This is a genomic window from Mesorhizobium sp. AR07, assembly GCF_024746815.1.
Taxonomy (GTDB): Bacteria; Pseudomonadota; Alphaproteobacteria; order Rhizobiales; family Rhizobiaceae; genus Mesorhizobium.
Genome location: NZ_CP080525.1, coordinates 3,016,140 through 3,034,988 on the forward strand (window position 1 = coordinate 3,016,140; position 18,849 = coordinate 3,034,988).

At 63.3% G+C, this 18,849-nt stretch carries 13 protein-coding genes; 8 read left to right on the forward strand and 5 right to left on the reverse strand.

Features of this window, described 5'->3' with window-relative positions; genetic code table 11:
• The first annotated feature begins 173 nt into the window (after positions 1 to 173).
• Together hisN and BPNPMPFG_RS15375 are read left to right on the forward strand one after the other, a co-directional pair.
• Positions 174 to 947, forward strand: coding sequence for a histidinol-phosphatase (hisN, locus tag BPNPMPFG_RS15370; RefSeq protein WP_258596304.1), 774 nt, complete (start codon positions 174 to 176; stop codon positions 945 to 947).
• A 256-nt stretch (positions 948 to 1,203) separates the two neighbouring features.
• The gene (locus tag BPNPMPFG_RS15375) at positions 1,204 to 1,716 is read left to right on the forward strand and encodes a DUF1579 domain-containing protein (protein ID WP_258596305.1); all 513 of its coding nucleotides are present in this window, start codon (positions 1,204 to 1,206) and stop codon (positions 1,714 to 1,716) included.
• A gap of 18 nt (positions 1,717 to 1,734) precedes the next feature.
• Here BPNPMPFG_RS15375 and BPNPMPFG_RS15380 read toward each other — a convergent pair whose 3' ends face one another.
• Complete coding sequence (locus BPNPMPFG_RS15380) at positions 1,735 to 2,712, reverse strand: alpha/beta fold hydrolase (protein WP_258596306.1); 978 nt, start codon at positions 2,710 to 2,712, stop codon at positions 1,735 to 1,737.
• Between the two features lie 477 nt (positions 2,713 to 3,189).
• Here BPNPMPFG_RS15380 and BPNPMPFG_RS15385 point away from each other — a divergent pair, with 477 nt between their 5' ends.
• On the forward strand, positions 3,190 to 3,657 hold the full coding sequence (locus tag BPNPMPFG_RS15385; RefSeq protein ID WP_109659260.1) for an Hsp20 family protein: 468 nt from the start codon (positions 3,190 to 3,192) through the stop codon (positions 3,655 to 3,657).
• 83 nt (positions 3,658 to 3,740) lie between these two features.
• Here the strand turns inward: BPNPMPFG_RS15385 and BPNPMPFG_RS15390 are convergent, their stop codons facing one another.
• A complete protein-coding gene (locus BPNPMPFG_RS15390; protein WP_258596307.1) occupies positions 3,741 to 4,793 on the reverse strand; it encodes a threonine aldolase family protein in 1,053 nt (350 codons plus the stop codon).
• 488 nt (positions 4,794 to 5,281) lie between these two features.
• Here BPNPMPFG_RS15390 and gltB point away from each other — a divergent pair, with 488 nt between their 5' ends.
• Both gltB and BPNPMPFG_RS15400 read left to right on the forward strand, forming a co-directional pair.
• Entirely contained in the window at positions 5,282 to 10,003 is a 4,722-nt protein-coding gene (gene gltB / locus BPNPMPFG_RS15395; protein ID WP_258596308.1) for a glutamate synthase large subunit, read from the forward strand.
• A 143-nt stretch (positions 10,004 to 10,146) separates the two neighbouring features.
• Positions 10,147 to 11,601: a glutamate synthase subunit beta gene (locus BPNPMPFG_RS15400; RefSeq protein ID WP_258596309.1), complete on the forward strand. Its 1,455-nt coding sequence runs from the start codon at positions 10,147 to 10,149 to the stop codon at positions 11,599 to 11,601.
• On the opposite strand, the gene BPNPMPFG_RS15405 is transcribed toward BPNPMPFG_RS15400, so the two are convergent.
• Together BPNPMPFG_RS15405 and BPNPMPFG_RS15410 are read right to left on the reverse strand one after the other, a co-directional pair.
• Positions 11,598 to 12,821 (reverse strand): SGNH/GDSL hydrolase family protein, encoded by a 1,224-nt coding sequence (locus BPNPMPFG_RS15405; RefSeq protein ID WP_258596310.1) that lies wholly within the window; start codon positions 12,819 to 12,821, stop codon positions 11,598 to 11,600. The genes BPNPMPFG_RS15400 and BPNPMPFG_RS15405 overlap by 4 nt on opposite strands.
• A gap of 129 nt (positions 12,822 to 12,950) precedes the next feature.
• The gene (locus tag BPNPMPFG_RS15410) at positions 12,951 to 14,174 is read right to left on the reverse strand and encodes a lytic murein transglycosylase (RefSeq protein WP_258596311.1); all 1,224 of its coding nucleotides are present in this window, start codon (positions 14,172 to 14,174) and stop codon (positions 12,951 to 12,953) included.
• A gap of 210 nt (positions 14,175 to 14,384) precedes the next feature.
• On the opposite strand from BPNPMPFG_RS15410, the gene galU reads away from it, so the two are divergent.
• Complete coding sequence (gene galU / locus BPNPMPFG_RS15415) at positions 14,385 to 15,290, forward strand: UTP--glucose-1-phosphate uridylyltransferase GalU (RefSeq protein ID WP_413776859.1); 906 nt, start codon at positions 14,385 to 14,387, stop codon at positions 15,288 to 15,290.
• A gap of 39 nt (positions 15,291 to 15,329) precedes the next feature.
• On the opposite strand, the gene BPNPMPFG_RS15420 is transcribed toward galU, so the two are convergent.
• A complete protein-coding gene (locus tag BPNPMPFG_RS15420; protein ID WP_258596312.1) occupies positions 15,330 to 16,508 on the reverse strand; it encodes a dihydrodipicolinate synthase family protein in 1,179 nt (392 codons plus the stop codon).
• Positions 16,509 to 16,747: 239 nt separating this feature from the next.
• Here BPNPMPFG_RS15420 and BPNPMPFG_RS15425 point away from each other — a divergent pair, with 239 nt between their 5' ends.
• Entirely contained in the window at positions 16,748 to 17,791 is a 1,044-nt protein-coding gene (locus tag BPNPMPFG_RS15425) for a LacI family DNA-binding transcriptional regulator (protein WP_258596313.1), read from the forward strand.
• The gene (locus BPNPMPFG_RS15430; RefSeq protein ID WP_258596314.1) at positions 17,788 to 18,804 is read left to right on the forward strand and encodes a Gfo/Idh/MocA family protein; all 1,017 of its coding nucleotides are present in this window, start codon (positions 17,788 to 17,790) and stop codon (positions 18,802 to 18,804) included. Before BPNPMPFG_RS15425 ends, BPNPMPFG_RS15430 begins: the two co-directional genes overlap by 4 nt.
• The last annotated feature ends 45 nt before the right edge of the window (positions 18,805 to 18,849 follow it).

Below are 18,849 nucleotides of genomic sequence, written 5' to 3' on the forward strand. Positions count from 1 at the left end.
AAGCGACCTTCAGGCTTTTTTAATTCACTCTGATGTGGAAATTGCGTTTCGATGACGCTGGCGTGATATTTGGGCAACAGGTGCCGCTGCGGAAAAATCATCGAACACCCTTGTTTTGGCAGGAAATTGGCGGCAGAGCACGGCCCAGGCATGCTGCAATGCGGGAGAATCAGTTGGACATCAGCATCGATTTCATGCGCCGCATCGCGCAGGCGGCAGCAGCGGAAACCTTGCCGCGCTTTCGCAGCCAGGGCGCGGTCGCCAACAAGGAAAAGGGCAGTTTCGATCCGGTCACCGAAGCCGACCGCGAGGCCGAACGCGCCATCCGGGCGCTGATATCGGCTGAGTATCCCGATCATGGCATCCTCGGCGAGGAGCATGGCAGCGAGAACATGTCGAGCCGGCATGTCTGGGTGATCGATCCGATCGACGGCACGCGCGCCTTCATCTCCGGCCTGCCGGTTTGGGGGACGCTGGTCGGTCTGACGGCCGATGGCGATGCGGTTGCCGGCATGATGTCGCAGCCGTTCACCGGCGAGCTTTACTACGCCAACGCCTCTGGCTCGCATTATGAGGGGCCAGGCGGGCCGCGCAAGCTGACCACCCGCAGGACGACGAGGCTCGACGAAGCGACGCTGTTCACCACCACGCCGGCACTGTTCAAGGGCGCGGCGCGCGAGCGTTACGACCAGTTCGAGAAGCAGGTCCAGCTCGCCCGCTATGGCGCCGATTGCTATGCCTTCGCCATGATCGCCTCGGGAAGCGTCGACATCGTCGCCGATCCCGGACTGAAGCCTTACGACATCGTGGCGCTGATCCCGATCATCGAAAAGGCCGGCGGCATCGTCACCACCTTCGATGGCGGGCCGGCGGAAAAGGGTGGCGATGTGCTGGCGGCGGCAACGCCGGACCTTCATGCGGCCGCGATGGCCGCGCTGCGCGGCTGAGGCCAGGCCCTCAGCGCGGCTTGATAGAGCGCCGGAATTCAGCCGGCGTGCGCCCGTAAACCTGCCGGTCATGATCTCGTCTCCATGGCGTTCAGTTCGACGCGGGCAGATGAGCATTCCAGGACCGCGCGGGCTGTCAGAATCTTCAGCACTTTGCGGGCCACGGGCGCTGCCGGTCCATCCCCTACTGACAACTGACAACAGGCTGTCAGTAGGCACGGGCTATGGATGGGTCTTTCCAGAGGGAGAACCAGACATGCCGACACAATCAACAGCCAACCACGCCAATGACATTCGGACGGACGGCCGCAGCGATTTCGATTTCTTCTTCGGCAGCTGGGACGTCAGCCATCGAAGGCTGCAAAAGCGGCTGGCAGGCGACACTAGCTGGGACGAATTCACTGGCACATGCGAGGTGCGCCCGCTGCTTGGCGGTCTCGGCAATGTCGACGACAATGTGATCGAGCTACCGGGCGGCGCCTATCGTGCCGCCACGGTGCGGACCTTCGATCCGGCGACACGGCAATGGTCGATCTGGTGGATCGACGGCCGCAACCCGCTGACCATCGATGTGCCGGTACGCGGCGCGTTCACCGACGGCGTCGGCACGTTCCTGTGCGAGGATGTCTTCGACGGCTGGCCGATCCGCGTTCGTTTCCTCTGGTCAGGGATCATGGAGAATTCGGCGCGCTGGGAGCAGGCCTTTTCGCCGGATGGCGGCACGAGCTGGGAGACCAACTGGATCATGGAGTTCGCCCGCCAGACATAAGCCGGTGATTGGTGCCCGTCAGACCGTCGGATCGTCGCTGCCGGGAATGAAGGCGTCGAAGGCGGCGAGCAATTGCTCGCGGTAGATGTCGGCTTCCTGCAGGATTTCGTGGCGGGCGCCGTCGATCATCAGCAGCGAACCGAGACGTAGGCGCCTAGCGTAGGCTTCCACTGCCTTGGTCGAGACGACCTGGTCGGCGCCGGCGGCGATCACCAGCAAGGGGACCTGAATCCTGGCCATGAAGTCGGGGTCGCTGACGGCTTCGGATGCTTTCGCGGCTGCCTGCAGCCAGCGGATCGTCGGGCCGCCAAGCGCCAGTTGCGGGTACTCTTCATAGATCCGCGTGTTGCGCCGGTAGCGTTCTGGGTCCGACGTCAGCTTGTTGGTCTCGAAAGGCGCCGTCACCTTCGGCCGTCGCCCCCAGGCGGCATAGAGCCGGCCAAGGCCGAGAGCGCAGAACAGCGAACAGACGCGGCGGACTGTCGATATCGAGATCGGCAGGTCGGGCAGCGTGAGGAACGGCGCGATCAGCACCATGCGCCGCACGCGGTTCACCATCGACGGTGCGGCAAGCAGCGCGATCACCGCACCCGCCGAATGGGCCAGGATGTAGTATGGGCCGCGGCAGTCGGGCAGCACGATCTCCTCGAAGAACTGTTCCAGGTCGGCGGTATAGTCGCGGAAGTTCCGGACGTAGCCGCGCTGGCGATCACGGATCAGACGGCTGGAATCGCCCTGCCCGCGCCAGTCGAGAGTGGCGACCCCAAAACCACGATCGGCAAGGTTGCGGATGGTTTCGAAATATTTCTCGATGCACTCATTGCGGCCGGTGAGCACGACCACGGTGCCCTTCATCGGGCGGGTGACCGCGCCGAAAAGGCCGTAGCGGATCTTCTTGCGGTCGCGCGTGGTGAAGAAGCCGCCGGAGGCGTTTTCCGGTCGCGGATTGCCCTCACTTTCGTGAAAAAGGGGGATGTCGTGGAAAAGGTCCGTCATTCGGCGCTTCGTGCTCGGCGTCTGGCGTGCCCGCCCGTGCTGGCTGGGCCCGCTAAGGTGATAGACGCCCATGCGCCAAAAGCAAAGGAATTCCGGGTGATGGGAGGCCTGCAACGGGGAAGGCCGGAAGCCGCTTGAAAGCGCGCTTCCGGCCTCTGTCGATCCGGGAGGAAGGGACGTTACACCCGGTTCGGCCTCGTTGCGGCACCTCTAGCAAACCGGCGCCGCCAATCCTTGATCTTGGGCTCACTCTAGTCCCGGCTGTCTGAACGCGCGCCGAAGCGCCGGTTCATCTGCCGTTCATCAACGACCCGCCACGCGGCTTTTGCCATCGGGGAAAATCTTGAAATGCATTCGAGCGCTCCCCAAATGTCGGATGCGGTCGCCAATGTCGGGGCCGCTGGTCCAGCCGAAACGCCGCTCAAGGGTTTCGCAACGGCCATACGCAAACCATGTTGCTCAACAGGAGAACACCTCATGCGTCACGTTGATTTTTCCCCGCTCTATCGCTCGACCGTCGGCTTCGACCGGCTCTTCACCATGCTCGATTCGCTTGCGCAGCCGGATGGCGCGCAGACCTATCCGCCCTACAACATCGAGCGCACCGGCGAGGATTCCTACCGGATCTCGATGGCGGTTGCCGGCTTCTCGGACGAGGAAATCTCGATCGAAGCCCACCGCAATGTGCTGACCGTGAAGGGCGAGCGCAAGGATGAGGGCACTGGCGAAGGTTCCGAGCTGCTCTATCGCGGCATTGCGTCGAGGGCTTTCGAGCGCCGCTTCCAGCTTGCCGACCATGTCGAAGTCGTCGGTGCTTCGCTGAAGAACGGCCTGCTCTTCGTCGACCTCAAGCGCAACATCCCCGAGGAGCTGAAGCCGCGCAAGATCGCCATTACGGCGTCTTCGGCCAAGGCCAAGCAGATCGAAGCCAAGACCGCGAACTAACAAGACCGCGAACTAAACCAACAGCCTCCCAAGGCAAAGGCGGCGCCGAAAGGTGCCGCCTTTTTTGTTGTCCGGGATACTGATCATCCAGCGATCAGATGGCCAAAGCGGTCGACCTCATCGGCCGTCGTCGCAAAGCTGGTGACGAAGCGATGGAGCAACTCGTCCTCGCCTATATGGCCGTCGAAGCCATGCGGCTTGTGCCAGTCATAGAAGGCGGCACCCGCCGCCTGCAGTCTGTCCGCTTCGGCTTTCTTGATCACCGCGAACACCTCGTTGGCCTGCGGCAGCCAGGCCAGCTTTGCCGTGGCCGAATCCTCGATGGCCGCGGCAAGGCGCGCGGCCATGGCGTTGGCGTGGCGTGCGGTGTCCAGCCATTGGTCGTCCTTGAAATAGGCCTCGAACTGCGCCGCGACGAAGCGCGATTTCGAAAACAGCTGCGCGGCGCGCTTGCGCAGGAAAGCCAGCTCCTTGGCACGATCGAGATCGAACAGCACGACGGCCTCGGCGCACCAGCAACCGTTCTTGGTGCCGCCGAAGGAGAGGATATCGACGCCGCGTTTCCAGGTCATTTCGGCCGGCGTCGTCTCGAGCGCGACCAGCGCATTGGCAAAGCGGGCGCCATCCATGTGCAGCGGCACGGAATGCTTTTTGGCAATGGTCGAGATCGCGTCGATGTCGTCCAGCCCGTAGATGGTGCCGACCTCGGTCGACTGGGTGATCGAAACGGCCATCGGCCGCCCCCAATGGACGATTTCGGGGGCGAAGCGGCCGATGGTCCTTTCCAGATTGTGCGGGTCGATCTTGCCCAGCGCGCCGTCGATGGCATGCAGGCGCGAGCCGCCGGAAAAATATTCCGGCGCGCCGCATTCATCTTCGATCACATGCGATTCGCGGTGGGCGAAGGAAATGCCGCCAGGCTTGTTGTAGGCGGTCAGCGACAGCGAGTTGGCGGCCGTGCCGGTCGCCACGAAGAACACCGCGACCTCGCGCTCGAAAATCTCGCTGAAGCGCTTGTAAACGGCCTGGTCGAGCGCGCCGTCGCCATAGGCGGTGGAAAAACCGCCGGCATTGGCCGACAGGCCGGCGACGATATGGGGATGGGCGCCTGCCCAATTGTCGGAAGCGAAGAACATGCATCTGCCCGTGTGTTGTGGAAATCAGTGTTTTGGGGAAATCAGCCTGAAGTTGACTGGTTTCGCGGACCGACCGCAAGGGCCAGGCGCCGGAAAACCATTAAAGCCAGTCAATCTGGCACGGCAGTGGCTGGCGACCGAAGCTTACGTTTTCCCTCAACGTCACGTAATTTTCTGTCGCCGGCGGCCCAAGTTTTTTGTGAATCGGTCTTGTGTGCGTCCAGGATTTCTGTCATAAAAATTTAGGACAGTAGTGCTGTCTTATTTTGTCGCACAAAACGAGCTGGATTGGCGTATCATTTGGGCCTCTCCGGCTGTTGCCGCGAGCGACGGATGGACGGCCGGATTCTGGCCTGTACGAATACGAACCATGCGGAAAGCCGCCTGGTTCGGCAAGGATTTCGCAAGACGTGCCGCAAGGATCGGGGTGAGCCAAGCGCTTGCCGAGGCAAACCAGCGCCCGAAGGGCTGGAAACGGAGGACAGGAGATGACGGACATGACGCACTCTGCGACGAACGGCCAGGCCGCGCAGACGAAAGCGGCAACCGTCAAAAATACGTTTCGAACCGACACGGGCTTTTCCGCCCACGGCCTCTACGATCCGCGCAACGAACACGACGCCTGCGGCGTCGGCTTCATCGTCAACATGAAGGGCGTGAAGTCGCATCAGATCGTCAAGGACGGGCTTGCCGTGCTCGAAAACCTGACGCATCGCGGCGCCGTCGGCGCCGATCCGCTGGTCGGCGATGGCGCCGGCGTGCTGGTGCAGCTTCCCGACCGTTTCTTCCGCGAGGAGATGGCAGCCCAGGGCATCGACCTGCCGCCGGCGGGTCAATACGGCGTCGGACACTGGTTCATGCCGCAGGACGCCGCATCGCGCGCCCATATCGAGGACATCATCGCCGAATCGGCGCAGTCCGAGGGGCTGCCGCTCATCGGTTTCCGTGACGTGCCCGTCGACAATTCGTCCCTGTCGAAGGCGCCTGACATCGTCGCGTCCGAGCCGTTCCATCGGCAGGTCTTCATCGGCCGCGCATCAGACATTACCGACGACGAGGAGTACGAGGCCAGGCTTTATCTGCTGCGCAAGGTCATATCGGGCCGTATGTACGCCGAGAACGACAACAAGGACATCGGCGCCTACTGCGTGTCGCTGTCGGCGCGCACCATCGTCTACAAGGGCATGTTCCTGGCCTATCAGGTCGGTGCCTATTACAAGGACCTGACCGATCCGCGCTTCGAAACCGCGCTGATCCTCGTCCACCAGCGCTTCTCGACCAACACCTTCCCGTCGTGGAAACTGGCGCATCCCTACCGCATGGTCGCCCACAATGGCGAGATCAACACCGTGCGCGGCAACAACAACTGGATGGCGGCGCGACAGGCGTCCGTCGATTCCGAACTGTTCGGCAACAACATCTCGAAGTTGTGGCCGATTTCCTATGACGGCCAGTCCGACACCGCCTGCTTCGACAATGCGCTGGAGTTCCTGTTCCAGGGCGGGTACAGCCTCAGCCACGCCATGATGATGCTGATCCCGGAAGCCTGGGCCGGCAACAAGCTCATGGATGCCGACCGCAAGGCTTTCTACGAATACCATGCCGCGCTGATGGAGCCGTGGGACGGACCGGCGGCGGTGGTCTTCACCGATGGCCGCCAGATCGGCGCCACGCTCGATCGCAACGGACTGCGCCCGGCGCGCTACATCGTCACCGACGACGACCGCGTCATCATGGCCTCGGAGGCCGGCGTGCTGCCGGTGCCGGAGGAGAAGATCGTCAAGAAGTGGCGGCTGCAGCCCGGCCGCATGCTTCTGATCGACCTGGCAAAGGGCCGTATCGTTTCCGACGAGGAGCTCAAGTCGGAGATCGCGACCAAGCATCCCTACAAGACCTGGCTTGCCAACACGCAGCTCATCCTCGAAGACCTGAAGCCGGTCGAGCCGCGCGAACTGCGCAAGGATGTCAGCCTGCTCGATCGCCAGCAGGCGTTCGGCTACACGCAGGAAGACACCAAGCTGTTGATGTCGCCAATGGCGACGACAGGCCAGGAAGCGGTGGGGTCGATGGGCACCGACACGCCGATCTCGGCGATGTCGGACAAGTCGAAGCTGCTCTACACCTATTTCAAGCAGAATTTCGCCCAGGTCACCAATCCACCCATCGACCCGATCCGCGAGGAGCTGGTGATGAGCCTGGTGTCCTTCATCGGGCCGCGGCCGAACATCTTCGACCTGGTCGGCAATTCGCGCCGCAAGCGGCTCGAAGTGCGCCAGCCGATCCTGACCAACGGCGATCTGGAAAAGATCCGCTCCATCGGCCACACCGAGGACCGCTTCGACACCAAGACGATCGACATCACCTATGGCTCGAACGAAGGGGCCGCGGGTATGCAGGGCGCCATCGACCGCTTGTGCGAGCGGGCGGAGGCGGCGGTCGCCGGAGGCTACAACATCATCATCCTGTCCGACCGTCAGGTCGGGCCGGACCGCATCGCCATCCCGGCGCTGCTGGCGACGGCCGCGGTGCATCATCATTTGATCCGCAAGGGGCTGCGCACCTCGGTCGGCCTCGTCATAGAATCCGGCGAGCCGCGCGAAGTGCATCATTTCTGCTGCCTTGCCGGCTATGGCGCCGAGGCGATCAACCCTTACCTCGCCTTCGACACGCTGCTCGACATGCACAAGCGTGGCGAACTGCCGAAAGAGGTGGACGCCTACGAAGTCGTCTCGCGCTACATCAAGTCGATCGGCAAGGGCATCCTCAAGGTGATGTCCAAGATGGGCATCTCGACCTACCAGTCCTATTGCGGCGCGCAGATCTTCGACGCCATCGGGCTGAAGACCGATTTCGTGCAGCAGTATTTCACCGGCACCGCGACGCTGATCGAGGGCGTCGGGCTGGACGAGATCGCGGCCGAGACGCTCAGCCGCCACACCGATGGTTTCGGCAACGATCCGGTGCTGCGCAACAGCCTCGAGGTCGGCGGCGAATACATGTTCCGCATGCGCGGCGAGGCGCATATGTGGTCGCCCGACGCAGTCGCCACCTTGCAGCACGCCGTGCGCCAGGGCTCGTGGCAGACGTTCAAGGACTATTCCGCGCAGATCGACAGCGAGACGGCCCGCGCCCAGACCATCCGTGGCCTGTTCAGGATCAAGCTGGCCGAGGAGAGCGGCCGCAAGAAGGTCGCGCTCGACGACGTCATGCCGGCGGCCGACATCGTCAAGCGGTTCTCGACCGGAGCGATGTCCTTCGGCTCGATCTCGCGCGAAGCGCACACCACGCTGGCGCGTGCCATGAACGCCATCGGCGGCAAGTCGAACACCGGCGAGGGCGGTGAAGAGGCCGACCGTTATCTGCCGCTGCCCGGAGGCGGCAAGAACCCCGAACGCTCGGCGATCAAGCAGGTCGCCTCGGGCCGGTTTGGCGTGACGGCCGAATATCTCGTCAACTCCGACATGATGCAAATCAAGGTGGCGCAGGGTGCCAAGCCGGGCGAAGGCGGCCAACTGCCCGGCCACAAGGTCGACGCCACGATCGCCAAGGTCCGGCATTCGACGCCGGGCGTCGGCCTGATCTCGCCGCCGCCGCATCACGACATCTACTCGATCGAGGATCTGGCGCAGCTGATCTACGATCTGAAGAACGTCAACCCGGCGGCCGACGTGTCGGTCAAGCTGGTCTCGGAAGTCGGCGTCGGCACGGTTGCGGCGGGCGTCGCCAAGGCGCGCGCCGACCACATCACCATCTCGGGCTATGATGGCGGCACCGGTGCCTCGCCGCTGACCTCGCTGAAGCATGCCGGCAGCCCATGGGAAATGGGCCTTGCCGAGACGCACCAGACGCTGGTGCTGAACGGCTTGCGCAGCAGAGTGGCGCTGCAGGTCGATGGCGGCTTGCGCACCGGCCGCGATGTCATCATCGGCGCGCTGCTCGGCGCCGACGAGTTCGGCTTCTCGACCGCGCCGCTGATCGCGGCCGGCTGCATCATGATGCGCAAGTGCCATCTCAACACCTGTCCGGTCGGCGTCGCGACGCAGGACCCGGTGCTGCGCAAGCGCTTCAAGGGCACGCCCGAGCATGTCATCAACTTCTTCTTCTACGTGGCGGAGGAAGTGCGCGAGCTGCTGGCCGAGATGGGCTACACCCATATCGACCAGATCATCGGCGATACCGACCTCTTGGAGAAGCGCGACCTGATCGTGCACTGGAAGGCGCGCGGGCTCGATTTCTCGAAGATGTTCTTCAAGCCCGATGCGCCGCATGAAGCGGTGCACTGGACCGAACGGCAGAAGCACCCGATCGACCACGTGCTCGACCGCAGGCTGATCGAACTGGCAAAGCCGGCACTGGAAAACAAGCAGCCGGTCAAGATCGAGGTCGACATCCGCAATGTCGATCGCTCGGCCGGCGCCATGCTGTCTGGCGAAGTGGCCAAGCGCTTCAAGCACAAGGGCCTGCGCGAGGACACGATCTCGGTGAAGTTGACCGGCACCGCCGGCCAGTCCTTCGGCGCCTTCCTGGCGCGCGGCATTTCCTTCGAGCTTGTCGGCGCCGGCAACGACTATGTCGGCAAGGGCCTGTCGGGCGGGCGTATCGTTATCCGGCCGCCGGAAGAGGCCAAGATCGTCGCGGCGGAGTCCATCATCGTCGGCAACACGGTGCTCTACGGCGCGACCGAGGGCGAGGCCTATTTCGCCGGCGTCGCCGGCGAGCGTTTCGCCGTGCGCAATTCGGGTGTGGCGGCCGTCGTCGAAGGCGTCGGCGACCATGGCTGCGAGTACATGACCGGCGGCATCGTCGTCGTCATCGGCCAAACCGGCCGCAACTTCGCCGCCGGCATGTCGGGTGGCGTCGCCTATGTGCTGGACGAGGCAGGCGATTTCGCCGAGCGCTGCAACATGGCGATGGTCGAGCTGGAACCGGTTCCGGAAGAAGACGATTTGATGGAAAGGCTGCTGCACCATGGCGGCGACCTCGACCACAAGGGCCGCGTCGACGTCTCCGGCGACATGACCAGCCATGACGAGGAGCGGCTCTATCAGCTGATCTCGAACCATGTGCACTACACCGGTTCGGTGCGCGGCCGCGAGATCCTCGACGACTGGACGACATTCCGGCCGAAATTCCGCAAGATCATGCCGGTCGAATACCGCCGCGCGCTGATCGAGATGGAGCGCATGCGCATGGGCGTGGCGGCGGAATAAACTTATGCATTGCCGGGAAGCCCAGGTTTCCCGGCCCACACTTTCATCGACCGTTTGACCTCGAAGGCAAGGTTGCCATGGCTGCCTCAAGAGGTTAACGGGTGCGGCGAAAACCGCACCATCTGGACAGCAGGAACTGGACTATGGGCAAGGTAACAGGCTTTCTCGAAATCGACCGGCAGGTGCACAAGTACCAGCCGGCCTCCGACCGCATCCGGCACTTTCGCGAGTTCACGCTGCCGATGTCGGACAAGGAGGTCGAGAAACAGGCCGCGCGCTGTATGGATTGCGGCATTCCGTTCTGTCACGGGCCGACCGGCTGCCCGATCCACAACCAGATCCCGGACTGGAACGACCTCGTCTACAATGGCGACTGGGACAACGCGATCCGCAACCTGCATTCGACCAACAATTTCCCGGAGTTCACCGGCCGCATTTGCCCCGCGCCCTGCGAGGAAGCCTGCACGCTGAACCTCGAGGACATTCCCGTCGCCATCAAGACGGTCGAGCAGGCGATCGCCGACAAGGCCTATGAGACCGGCCATATCAGGCCCTATCCGCCGGAGAAGAAGACCGGCAAGCGGGTCGCCGTCATCGGCTCCGGCCCGGCCGGCATGGCGGCTGCCCAGCAGCTGGGCCGCGCCGGCCACGACGTCCATGTCTATGAGCGGGAGAGCCGTCCCGGCGGGCTGATGCGCTACGGCATTCCCGACTTCAAGATCGAGAAGCACTATATCGACCGGCGCATCGAACAGATGCAGGGTGAAGGCGTGACTTTTCATTGCGGCGTCAATGTCGGCGTCGACAAGACGGCGAACGAGTTGCTGGCCGAGCACGACGCGGTTCTCTATTGCGGCGGGTCGGAAACACCGCGCGCGGCCGGCATTCCCGGCGACGATCTCGGCGGCGTGCATGACGCGATGCCCTATCTGGTGCAGCAGAACCGGCGCGTCGGCGGCGAGCCGATCCAGTCGGTGGCCTGGCCGTCGCATCCGATCATCGCCGGTGGCCAGCATGTCGTCGTCGTCGGCGGCGGCGATACCGCCTCCGATTGCGTCGGCACCGCTTTCCGCCAGGGTGCGGTGCGCGTCACCCAGCTCGACATCCGCCCGCAGCCGCCGGAGAAGGAAGACAAGCTTTCGGTCTGGCCCTACTGGGCGACCAAGATGCGCACCTCGTCCTCGCAGGCCGAAGGGGCGGAGCGCGAATTCCAGGTGGCGACGCTCGAATTCATTGGCGAGGAAGGCCAGCTGACCGGCGTCAAATGCTGCGAGGTCGACGACAAGCGCAAGCCGATCGCCGGCACCGAATTCGTCATCCGTGCCGATCTCGCCTTCATCGCCATCGGCTTTGCCGGTCCGACCACCGCCGGCCTGGTTGGGGAACTGGACGGCCAGATGAAGATCGTCACCGACAGCCGCCGTTCGAAGAATGTCGAAGCCAATGACCGCGACTACAGAACCAGCGTCGACAGGCTCTATGCGGCGGGCGACGTGCGTCGCGGCCAGTCGCTGGTCGTCTGGGCGATCCGCGAGGGCCGCCAGGCGGCGCGTTCGATCGACGAGGATCTGATGGGGTCGAGCGTCCTGCCCCGCTAAGGGGTGATCGCCGTCGTCGTGTCGGTTGCGGCGGCTGTGGTCGCCGGCCTTGTCTTGGGTGGCCAGGAGAAATCATCGGCGCGACCGGGCGAAGCGTCCGGCGCCCTGCCCTCGATAACAAGCTTTTCACCAGGGAGATCCGGATTGGCCTTTGCCGGCGGCGCCGCGCCGAGAAGTTCGGAGCCGCCGTCGAGTGCGGGATCGCTGAGCAGCATCGGCGCGGTGCGGTCGATCACAATCGGCGCCGCGGCAGGCGTCGGCGCTTCGACGGGCGCGCCCGCCGGCGCGGTCGCCGGGGCTACGCTTCCGGGCGCGGCGAGGCCCAGGATCTTCATCAGCGGCTTTTCGGTATAGAAGGCGAGCTTGCGCTTGCCGGCTTTCGACACGTTGATGCCGTCATCGGCCCGCAGTCGCACGGCCTGGCCGTTGATGTCCGGTCCAGTGGTGATGAAGGCGCCATTCTCGTCGACGAAGCCATCCCAGACGTCGACGAATTCGCCGCCATGGTTTTCGGCCGCCTGATGGTAGATGTCGTTGAAGGCCAGCATGTCGGAGGTCATGTTCGGCACCCGGAACGCCGGCATGCCGACCCACAGGAAAGGCACCTTGGCGTCGGCGATGGTCTTGCCGAATGCATCGATACGGCGCTCGTATTCCTTGGTCCAGTTCTCGGACCGGGGCTGCTCGCGCACATCGCCCACCTTCATCTGCTGGCGATCGTTGGAACCCAGCATGACGACCACGGCGGCCGGCTTCTCGGTCTCGATCAGCGATTTGATCTGCTCGGGCCAGTTGTAGAAATCATCGCGCACGAAGCCGGATGAACCATTGCTGCGAACGACGATCCTGATGCCGGTGTTTTCGGCAAAGGCGGTGTCGAGGCCTTCGGCAAGCCCGGTCGCCATGAAATCGCCGACCACCAGGACGGTGCGGGCGTCCGGTGTCTTCTCGGCTATCGGCGTTTGTGGTTCGGCCGGCGCACGCGGAGCGCGGGGTTTGCGCGGCTTTGGCTTCGCCTTCTGGATGTCCAGCGGCGGCTCGACCCGCTCGCTTCGGCGCGGGAACAAAAGGTCGCGCAACGACCAGCCGCGACTTTGCTGTTCCTGCGCCATGGCCGGCGCATGAAAGGCGCCAGCGACGCCGACGGCGAGCACGACAATGGCCAGAATCAGCACCGGCATGCGACGAACAAGCCCTGCGATGCGCGCAGCCGAAGCCAATCGTTTCCTCCATCCCTTGGCGCGCTTCTTTCGAAAAGTCGCATCGACTTTTCAAAAGGACATCGCGCCAACCAGATTGCTACAGTGTCCTTTGCGCGTCCGAAAGGCCGCGTCGCACCGCAGATGGCTCTATTTCTGCCGGAGCCACTTCAGCACTTCCATGCTTGGATAGCCGTCCTGGGTCAAGCCGGCCTTGGCCTGGAAGGCCATGATGGCTGACTTCGAGCCGTCGCCGATCTTGCCATCGAACTTGCCGTCGTAGAGGCCGTGCTGGGAAAGCCGCTTCTGCAGCTCCTGCCTTTCCTCGAAGGTGAGCTTGGTGAAAGGCCGCTTCCAATCCTGCACGAGACCGCTGGAGCCGGCGATTTCGTCGGCAAGAAGACCGACGGCAAGCGCATATTTGTCGGCATTGTTGTAGGCTTTGATGACCGAGAAATTCTTGACCATCAGGAAGGCTGGCCCGCCGCGGCCGTCCGGCACTTTCAGCGTCGCCTTGTCGGAGCCGTTCTTGAACGGCTTGCCGTTGGCCCGGACGACGCCGAGCGCCTGCCATTGCGACAGCGCCTTGGAGCCGCCGGGAAGCTTGCCGGCGGGCAAGGTGACCTCATAACCCCAGGTCTTGCCGGCCTGCCAGCCATTCTTCTTCAACAGATTGGCTGCGGTGGCCAGCGCATCGGGAACGGAATTCCAGATGTCGCGCTTGCCGTTGCCGTCCATGTCGACGGCATAGTGCAGATAGCTGGTCGGGATGAACTGGGTGTGGCCCATGGCGCCGGCCCAGGATCCGCTCAGATGGCTTTCGTCGATATCGCCGGTCTGCAGGATTTTCAGCGCTGCGATCAGCTGGGTGCGGGCGAACTTTGCCCGCTTCGGATCGGCATAGGCCAAGGTCGCCAGCGAACGCACGACATTGCGCATGATGTCGTCGCGCTTGAGGATCTCGCCATAGTTCGATTCCATCGACCAGATGGCGAGCAGAATGTAGCGATCAACGCCAAATCTGGCTTCGATCTTGTCCAGCCACGGCTTCCACTTCTTGGCCATTTGCTGGCCGACCGCGACGGACTGGTCGTGGACACGGTTGTCGAAATAGTCCCAAGCAGGTGCGGTGAATTCAGGCTGCGTGCGCGCCTTTTCCAGCACCACCGGGTCAATATCCCTAATGTCCCTGAAGGCCTGGTCGTAGAGCGCGCCGGAAACGCCGCTCTGCACGGCCGTGGCGCGGAAGCCGGCGACCCATTGCCGGAAACCGGCATCGGCGAAGGCGGGTCCGGCCTGCATCAGCAGAGCGAGCGAGAGGCTGGCTGCCGCGATGACGCTGGTAAAACGTTTTGCGGCATTGCGAACGGACATCTTTTCCTCCTTCTCTGTCTCAGGAAAGACCATTCATCGCCGAAGCAGGTTAGGAATTAGTTTACCATAGGTGCCGGCGGGAACGAAAAGTCGCCTCAAACCTTTACCGGTGAACGTTCCCTCTCACTCGTCCAGTAATCCTCAATTCCGGCGTGAAAATGTCTCGAAACAGGGATTGCGGAGCTGACCATCAAACGGATAATTGGAAGCATGAAGAGAGTTCGCAAGGCAGTCTTCCCGGTCGCCGGTCTCGGCACACGGTTTCTCCCGGCCACCAAGGCCATCCCCAAGGAAATGCTGACTGTCGTCGACCGGCCGGTCATCCAGTATGTGGTGGATGAAGCGCGCGAAGCCGGCATCGAGCATTTCATTTTCGTCACAGGCCGCAACAAGGCGGTCATCGAGGACCATTTCGACGTCCAGTTCGAGCTCTATGACACGTTGGCCCAGCGCGGCAAGGACGACCAGCTCGCTCGCCTGCAACGCCTGCAGCCAGCGCCGGGGCAGACCAGTTTCACCCGTCAGCAGGTGCCGCTCGGCCTTGGCCATGCCGTCTGGTGCGCGCGCGAACTGGTCGGCGACGAGCCGTTCGCTCTTTTGTTGCCCGACATGATCATGCAGTCGGAGAAGAGCTGCATGAAGGACATGGTCGAGCTTTACCAAGAAACCGGCAACAACATCATCGCGGTGCAGGAATGCGACCCGGCCGAGGCGCACAAATACGGCATCGTCGGCCGTGGCGCGGATACGCATCACGGCTTCCGCATCACCGAGATGGTGGAAAAGCCGAAGACCGGCACCGCGCCGTCCAATCTCTACATCAATGGACGCTACATCCTGCAGCCCGAGATCTTCAAGATACTCGAAGGCCAGGAGAAGGGCGCCGGCAACGAGATCCAGCTCACCGACGCGATGCTGAAGCTGGAGAAGCAGCAGCCCTTCTATGGCTATCACTATCAGGGCCGCACCTTCGATTGCGGATCGCCGGAAGGCTTTGTCGAGGCCAATGTCGCCTTCGCGCTGTGGCGCAGCGACATGAACGAGAACATGGCCGGCGTCATCCGCACGCTTCTCGACGAGTTGAAGCCATCGGAGCGCCGCGGCGCCGCCTTCTAATTTAAGAGTTTTCCATATCGAAGATTCCGGTTGTGGGCGTCAAGTTCCGCCAAGAGGAGCGGCCATTGAGCCCGCGACGGCGCAGAAATTCTTCATCCTGGCAACCGCCAGTTCCGGATCGGCCAGCAATCCGGCCTGGTCGGCAAGGCGGAAGATATCGGCATAGTGGCGGATGCCGCGTGCCGACTGCATGCCGCCGACCATCGCGAAATGGTCCTGATGGCCGTTCAGCCAGGCCATGAAGACGATGCCGGCCTTGTAGTACTCGGTCGGCGCCTCGAAGATCTTTCGCGATAGCGGCACGGTTGGCGCCATCAGCGCGTCGTAACCGGCGCGGTCGCCGTCCGCCAGCTTGGCCAGTGCCGCGTTGGCGACCGGCGCGATCGCGTCGAAGATGCCGAGCAGCGCATGCGAGTGTTTCCTGCTGTCGCCCGCGATCAGTTCGGGATAGTTGAAGTCGTCGCCGGTGAACATGACGACGCCGTCCGGCAGCCGGTTTCTGAGCGCGACCTCCTTGTCGGCATCGAGCAGCGAGATTTTTATCCCCTCCACCTTGCCCGCATGGCGTTCGATGATGGCGACGACGGTGTCGAGCGCGGCGTCGAAATTTCCGCTGCCCCAATAGCCCCTGAGCGCCGGGTCGAACATGTCACCCAGCCAGTGCAGGATGACCTTGCCGGACGCCTGGGACAGGATGCGGTCGTACACGCGCGCATAATCGTCCGGGCCCTTGGCCACCGCCGCCAACGCGCGGCTGGCCATCATGATCGCCTTGCCGCCCTGCCCTTCGATAAAGGCGAATTGCTCTTCATAGGCGGCAATCACATCATCGAGCGTCCTGGCGGCGGCTGGCGCCAGATGGTCAGTGCCGGCACCCGAAGCGAGATCAGCGCCTTCGACGGTGCGCGCTTCCGCGATCGAGCGGCGGATCAATTCCTGCGCATTTGTCCAGTCGAACCCCATGCCGCGCTGCGACGTGTCCATCGCCTCGGCGATGCGGAAGCCGAGCCGCCACAGATGGTGACGGAACGCCATCGTCCTGTCCCAGTCGACTGCGGGCTTCGACCACGGATCGGTCATCGCCAGCGGATCGGCGACGACATGCGCGGCGGCATAGGCGATGCGTGAAAACTGCGCCCCGATCACCGGCTGCACCGGCTGGCCGACAAGCGCGTAACGGGTGCTGCGGCCACCCTCACCAGGCAAGGCAATATCCATCGATTTCTCCCTTTAGCTCGCCTATAAATGGAACGTTCCAATAAATCAAGAACCTTTAAGATTCAAAGCTCGCTCTGGGAAAATGCTGCGCCGCAGCACGACAATCGTTCAAACATATGGCGTTCGGCGTCCAGCCATCGATTTTTCGGATTCAGAAAAAATCACGATTGACTCATCGTTTGAGGGATGATTAGAACGTTCCAATAACTTTGACCTAGAAATCGGGAGGATGCATCTGGATGGCCAGCCGGGCCAAGGCGACGATATTCGACATCGCCCGCGAAGCAGGCGTGTCCAAATCGACGGTATCGCTCGTGCTCCAGGGCAGCGGGCTGATCCGGCCTGAAACCGCGGTCAAGGTTCGCAAGGCGATCGAGGATGTCGGTTACGTCTACAACCGCGGCGCCGCCAATCTGCGCAAGGCTCACTCCAACGTCATCGGCATGGTCATCAACGATCTCACCAATCCCTTCTTCGCCGAACTGGCGGTCGGCATGGAGCGGGTCTTCCAGTCGGCCGGCATCGTGCCTTTCATCGCCAATACGGCTGAAAACCCGGTGCGCCAGGAAGAAGTGCTGAAATCGCTGATGGAGCAAGGCGTCGCCGGCCTCATCGTGTCCCCGGCCCGCGGCACGACGCCGGGCGCCTTCCGGCGGCTGGAGACGGCGGGCGTTCCGGTCGTCTTCGCCATGCGCCGCCTGCCCGACAGCCGCATCCCGGTGATCGCGCCCGACAATCATCGCGGCGCCTACCTTGCCGCAGCCCATCTCATCGGCAAGGGCCATCGCCGGCTGGCCTTCTTCGGCGGTTCGTCCGATCTCGTGGTCTATCACGAGCGGCTGGGTGGCTTTCGCGAAGCCTGCGAGACGCTTGGCATCGCTGCCCGCGACATGGCTATCGTCGAGGGCGAGACCAGCCGCAGAGGCGGCATTGCCTGTCTTGAGACCGCTCTGTCGATGCCTGAACCACCGACCGCGGCCTTGTGCTTCAACGACGCCGTCGCCTTTGGCGTCCTTCTGGCCCTGCGCAAGCGCGGGCTGGAGCCGGGAGCCGATTTCGCCGTCGTCGGTTTCGACGATGTGGTCGAGGCCGAACATTATATGCCGGCGCTGACCAGCGTTTCAGTGGATACGGCTGGGCTCGGCGAACGTGCCGCCCATGTCATGCTGAAAATGATCCAGTCGCGCACGACGCGGGCCGAGGACCATATCGGCGCGGTCAATCTGGTCGTCAGGGAAAGCTGCGGTCCAGACCGCAACATCGGGATGGGAGACGCGGCATGAGCATCAGATGGGGGCTGATCGGCGCCAGCACGATCGCCAGACAGTTCATGATCGATGCCATCCGCGCGCAAGGCGATGGCAAGATCGCGGCGGTGATGAGTTCCAGCCCCGAGCGCGCCAAAACCTATGCCGGGGAAAACAACATTCCGTTGGCTGTCTCGACGCTTGATGCCCTGCTCGGCGCCGACATCGACGCGGTCTATATCTCGACCACCAACGAACTGCATCTCGAACAGGCCTTGGCCGCCACCAAGGCGGGAAAGCACGTGCTGTGCGAGAAGCCGCTGGCGCTGACCAGCGCCGATGCGCGCAGGATGGTCGAAGCCGCCAGGGCCGCCGGCATTGTGCTCGGCACCAATCACCATCTGCGCAACGCCGGCGCGCACCGCGCCATGCGCGAGGCAATTGCCGCCGGCCGCATCGGCGAGCCGATCGCCGCGCGCGTCTTTCATTCCGTCTATCTGCCTGAGAACCTCCAGGGCTGGCGCATCACCAGGCCGGAAGCGGGCGGCGGCGTGGTGCTCGACATCACCGTGCACGACGCCGATACGCTGCGTTTCGTGCTCGGCGACGATCCGGTCGAGGTCTCCGCCTTCACGCAATCGGCCGGCATGGCCGGTCGTGGGCTGGAAGATGGCGCCATGTGCATCTGGCGCTTCAAGTCGGGCGTCATCGCCCAATCGCATGAAGGCTTCACCACCAGATTCGCCGACACTGGTTTTGAGGTGCATGGTTCGGAAGGGTCGCTCATCGCCAGCAATGTGATGACACAGAAGCCGGTCGGCTCGGTGACGCTGCGCACAGCAAAGGGCGGGGAAGAGCTGAGCTTCGACCGCGAGGACCTCTATGTCAGGTCACTGCGCCAGTTCCATGCCGCGATCCGTGGCGAAGGCCAGCCTTCCGCCACCGGCGAGGACGGCATCTGGTCGCTCGCTGCGGCCGAAGCGGCATTGCAATCGGCCAGCTCCGGCAAGGCCGTCAAGATCGCCCCGAAACTCGGGAGCATGAATTGAGCAAGGTCGTTTCCGCGGCGCAGGCAGCAGGCCTCATCAAGGACG

Bases quoted from the DNA above. Each gene is read 5' to 3' on its own strand.
- galU (WP_413776859.1), top strand. From the start codon at position 14,385: ATGAAGAGAGTTCGCAAGGCAGTCTTCCCGGTCGCCGGTCTCGGCACA.
- BPNPMPFG_RS15420 (WP_258596312.1), bottom strand. From the start codon at position 16,508: ATGGATATTGCCTTGCCTGGTGAGGGTGGCCGCAGCACCCGTTACGCG.
- BPNPMPFG_RS15430 (WP_258596314.1), top strand. From the start codon at position 17,788: ATGAGCATCAGATGGGGGCTGATCGGCGCCAGCACGATCGCCAGACAG.
- BPNPMPFG_RS15400 (WP_258596309.1), top strand. From the start codon at position 10,147: ATGGGCAAGGTAACAGGCTTTCTCGAAATCGACCGGCAGGTGCACAAG.
- gltB (WP_258596308.1), top strand. From the start codon at position 5,282: ATGACGGACATGACGCACTCTGCGACGAACGGCCAGGCCGCGCAGACG.
- BPNPMPFG_RS15380 (WP_258596306.1), bottom strand. From the start codon at position 2,712: ATGACGGACCTTTTCCACGACATCCCCCTTTTTCACGAAAGTGAGGGC.
- BPNPMPFG_RS15390 (WP_258596307.1), bottom strand. From the start codon at position 4,793: ATGTTCTTCGCTTCCGACAATTGGGCAGGCGCCCATCCCCATATCGTC.
- BPNPMPFG_RS15410 (WP_258596311.1), bottom strand. From the start codon at position 14,174: ATGTCCGTTCGCAATGCCGCAAAACGTTTTACCAGCGTCATCGCGGCA.
- BPNPMPFG_RS15375 (WP_258596305.1), top strand. From the start codon at position 1,204: ATGCCGACACAATCAACAGCCAACCACGCCAATGACATTCGGACGGAC.
- BPNPMPFG_RS15425 (WP_258596313.1), top strand. From the start codon at position 16,748: ATGGCCAGCCGGGCCAAGGCGACGATATTCGACATCGCCCGCGAAGCA.
- BPNPMPFG_RS15385 (WP_109659260.1), top strand. From the start codon at position 3,190: ATGCGTCACGTTGATTTTTCCCCGCTCTATCGCTCGACCGTCGGCTTC.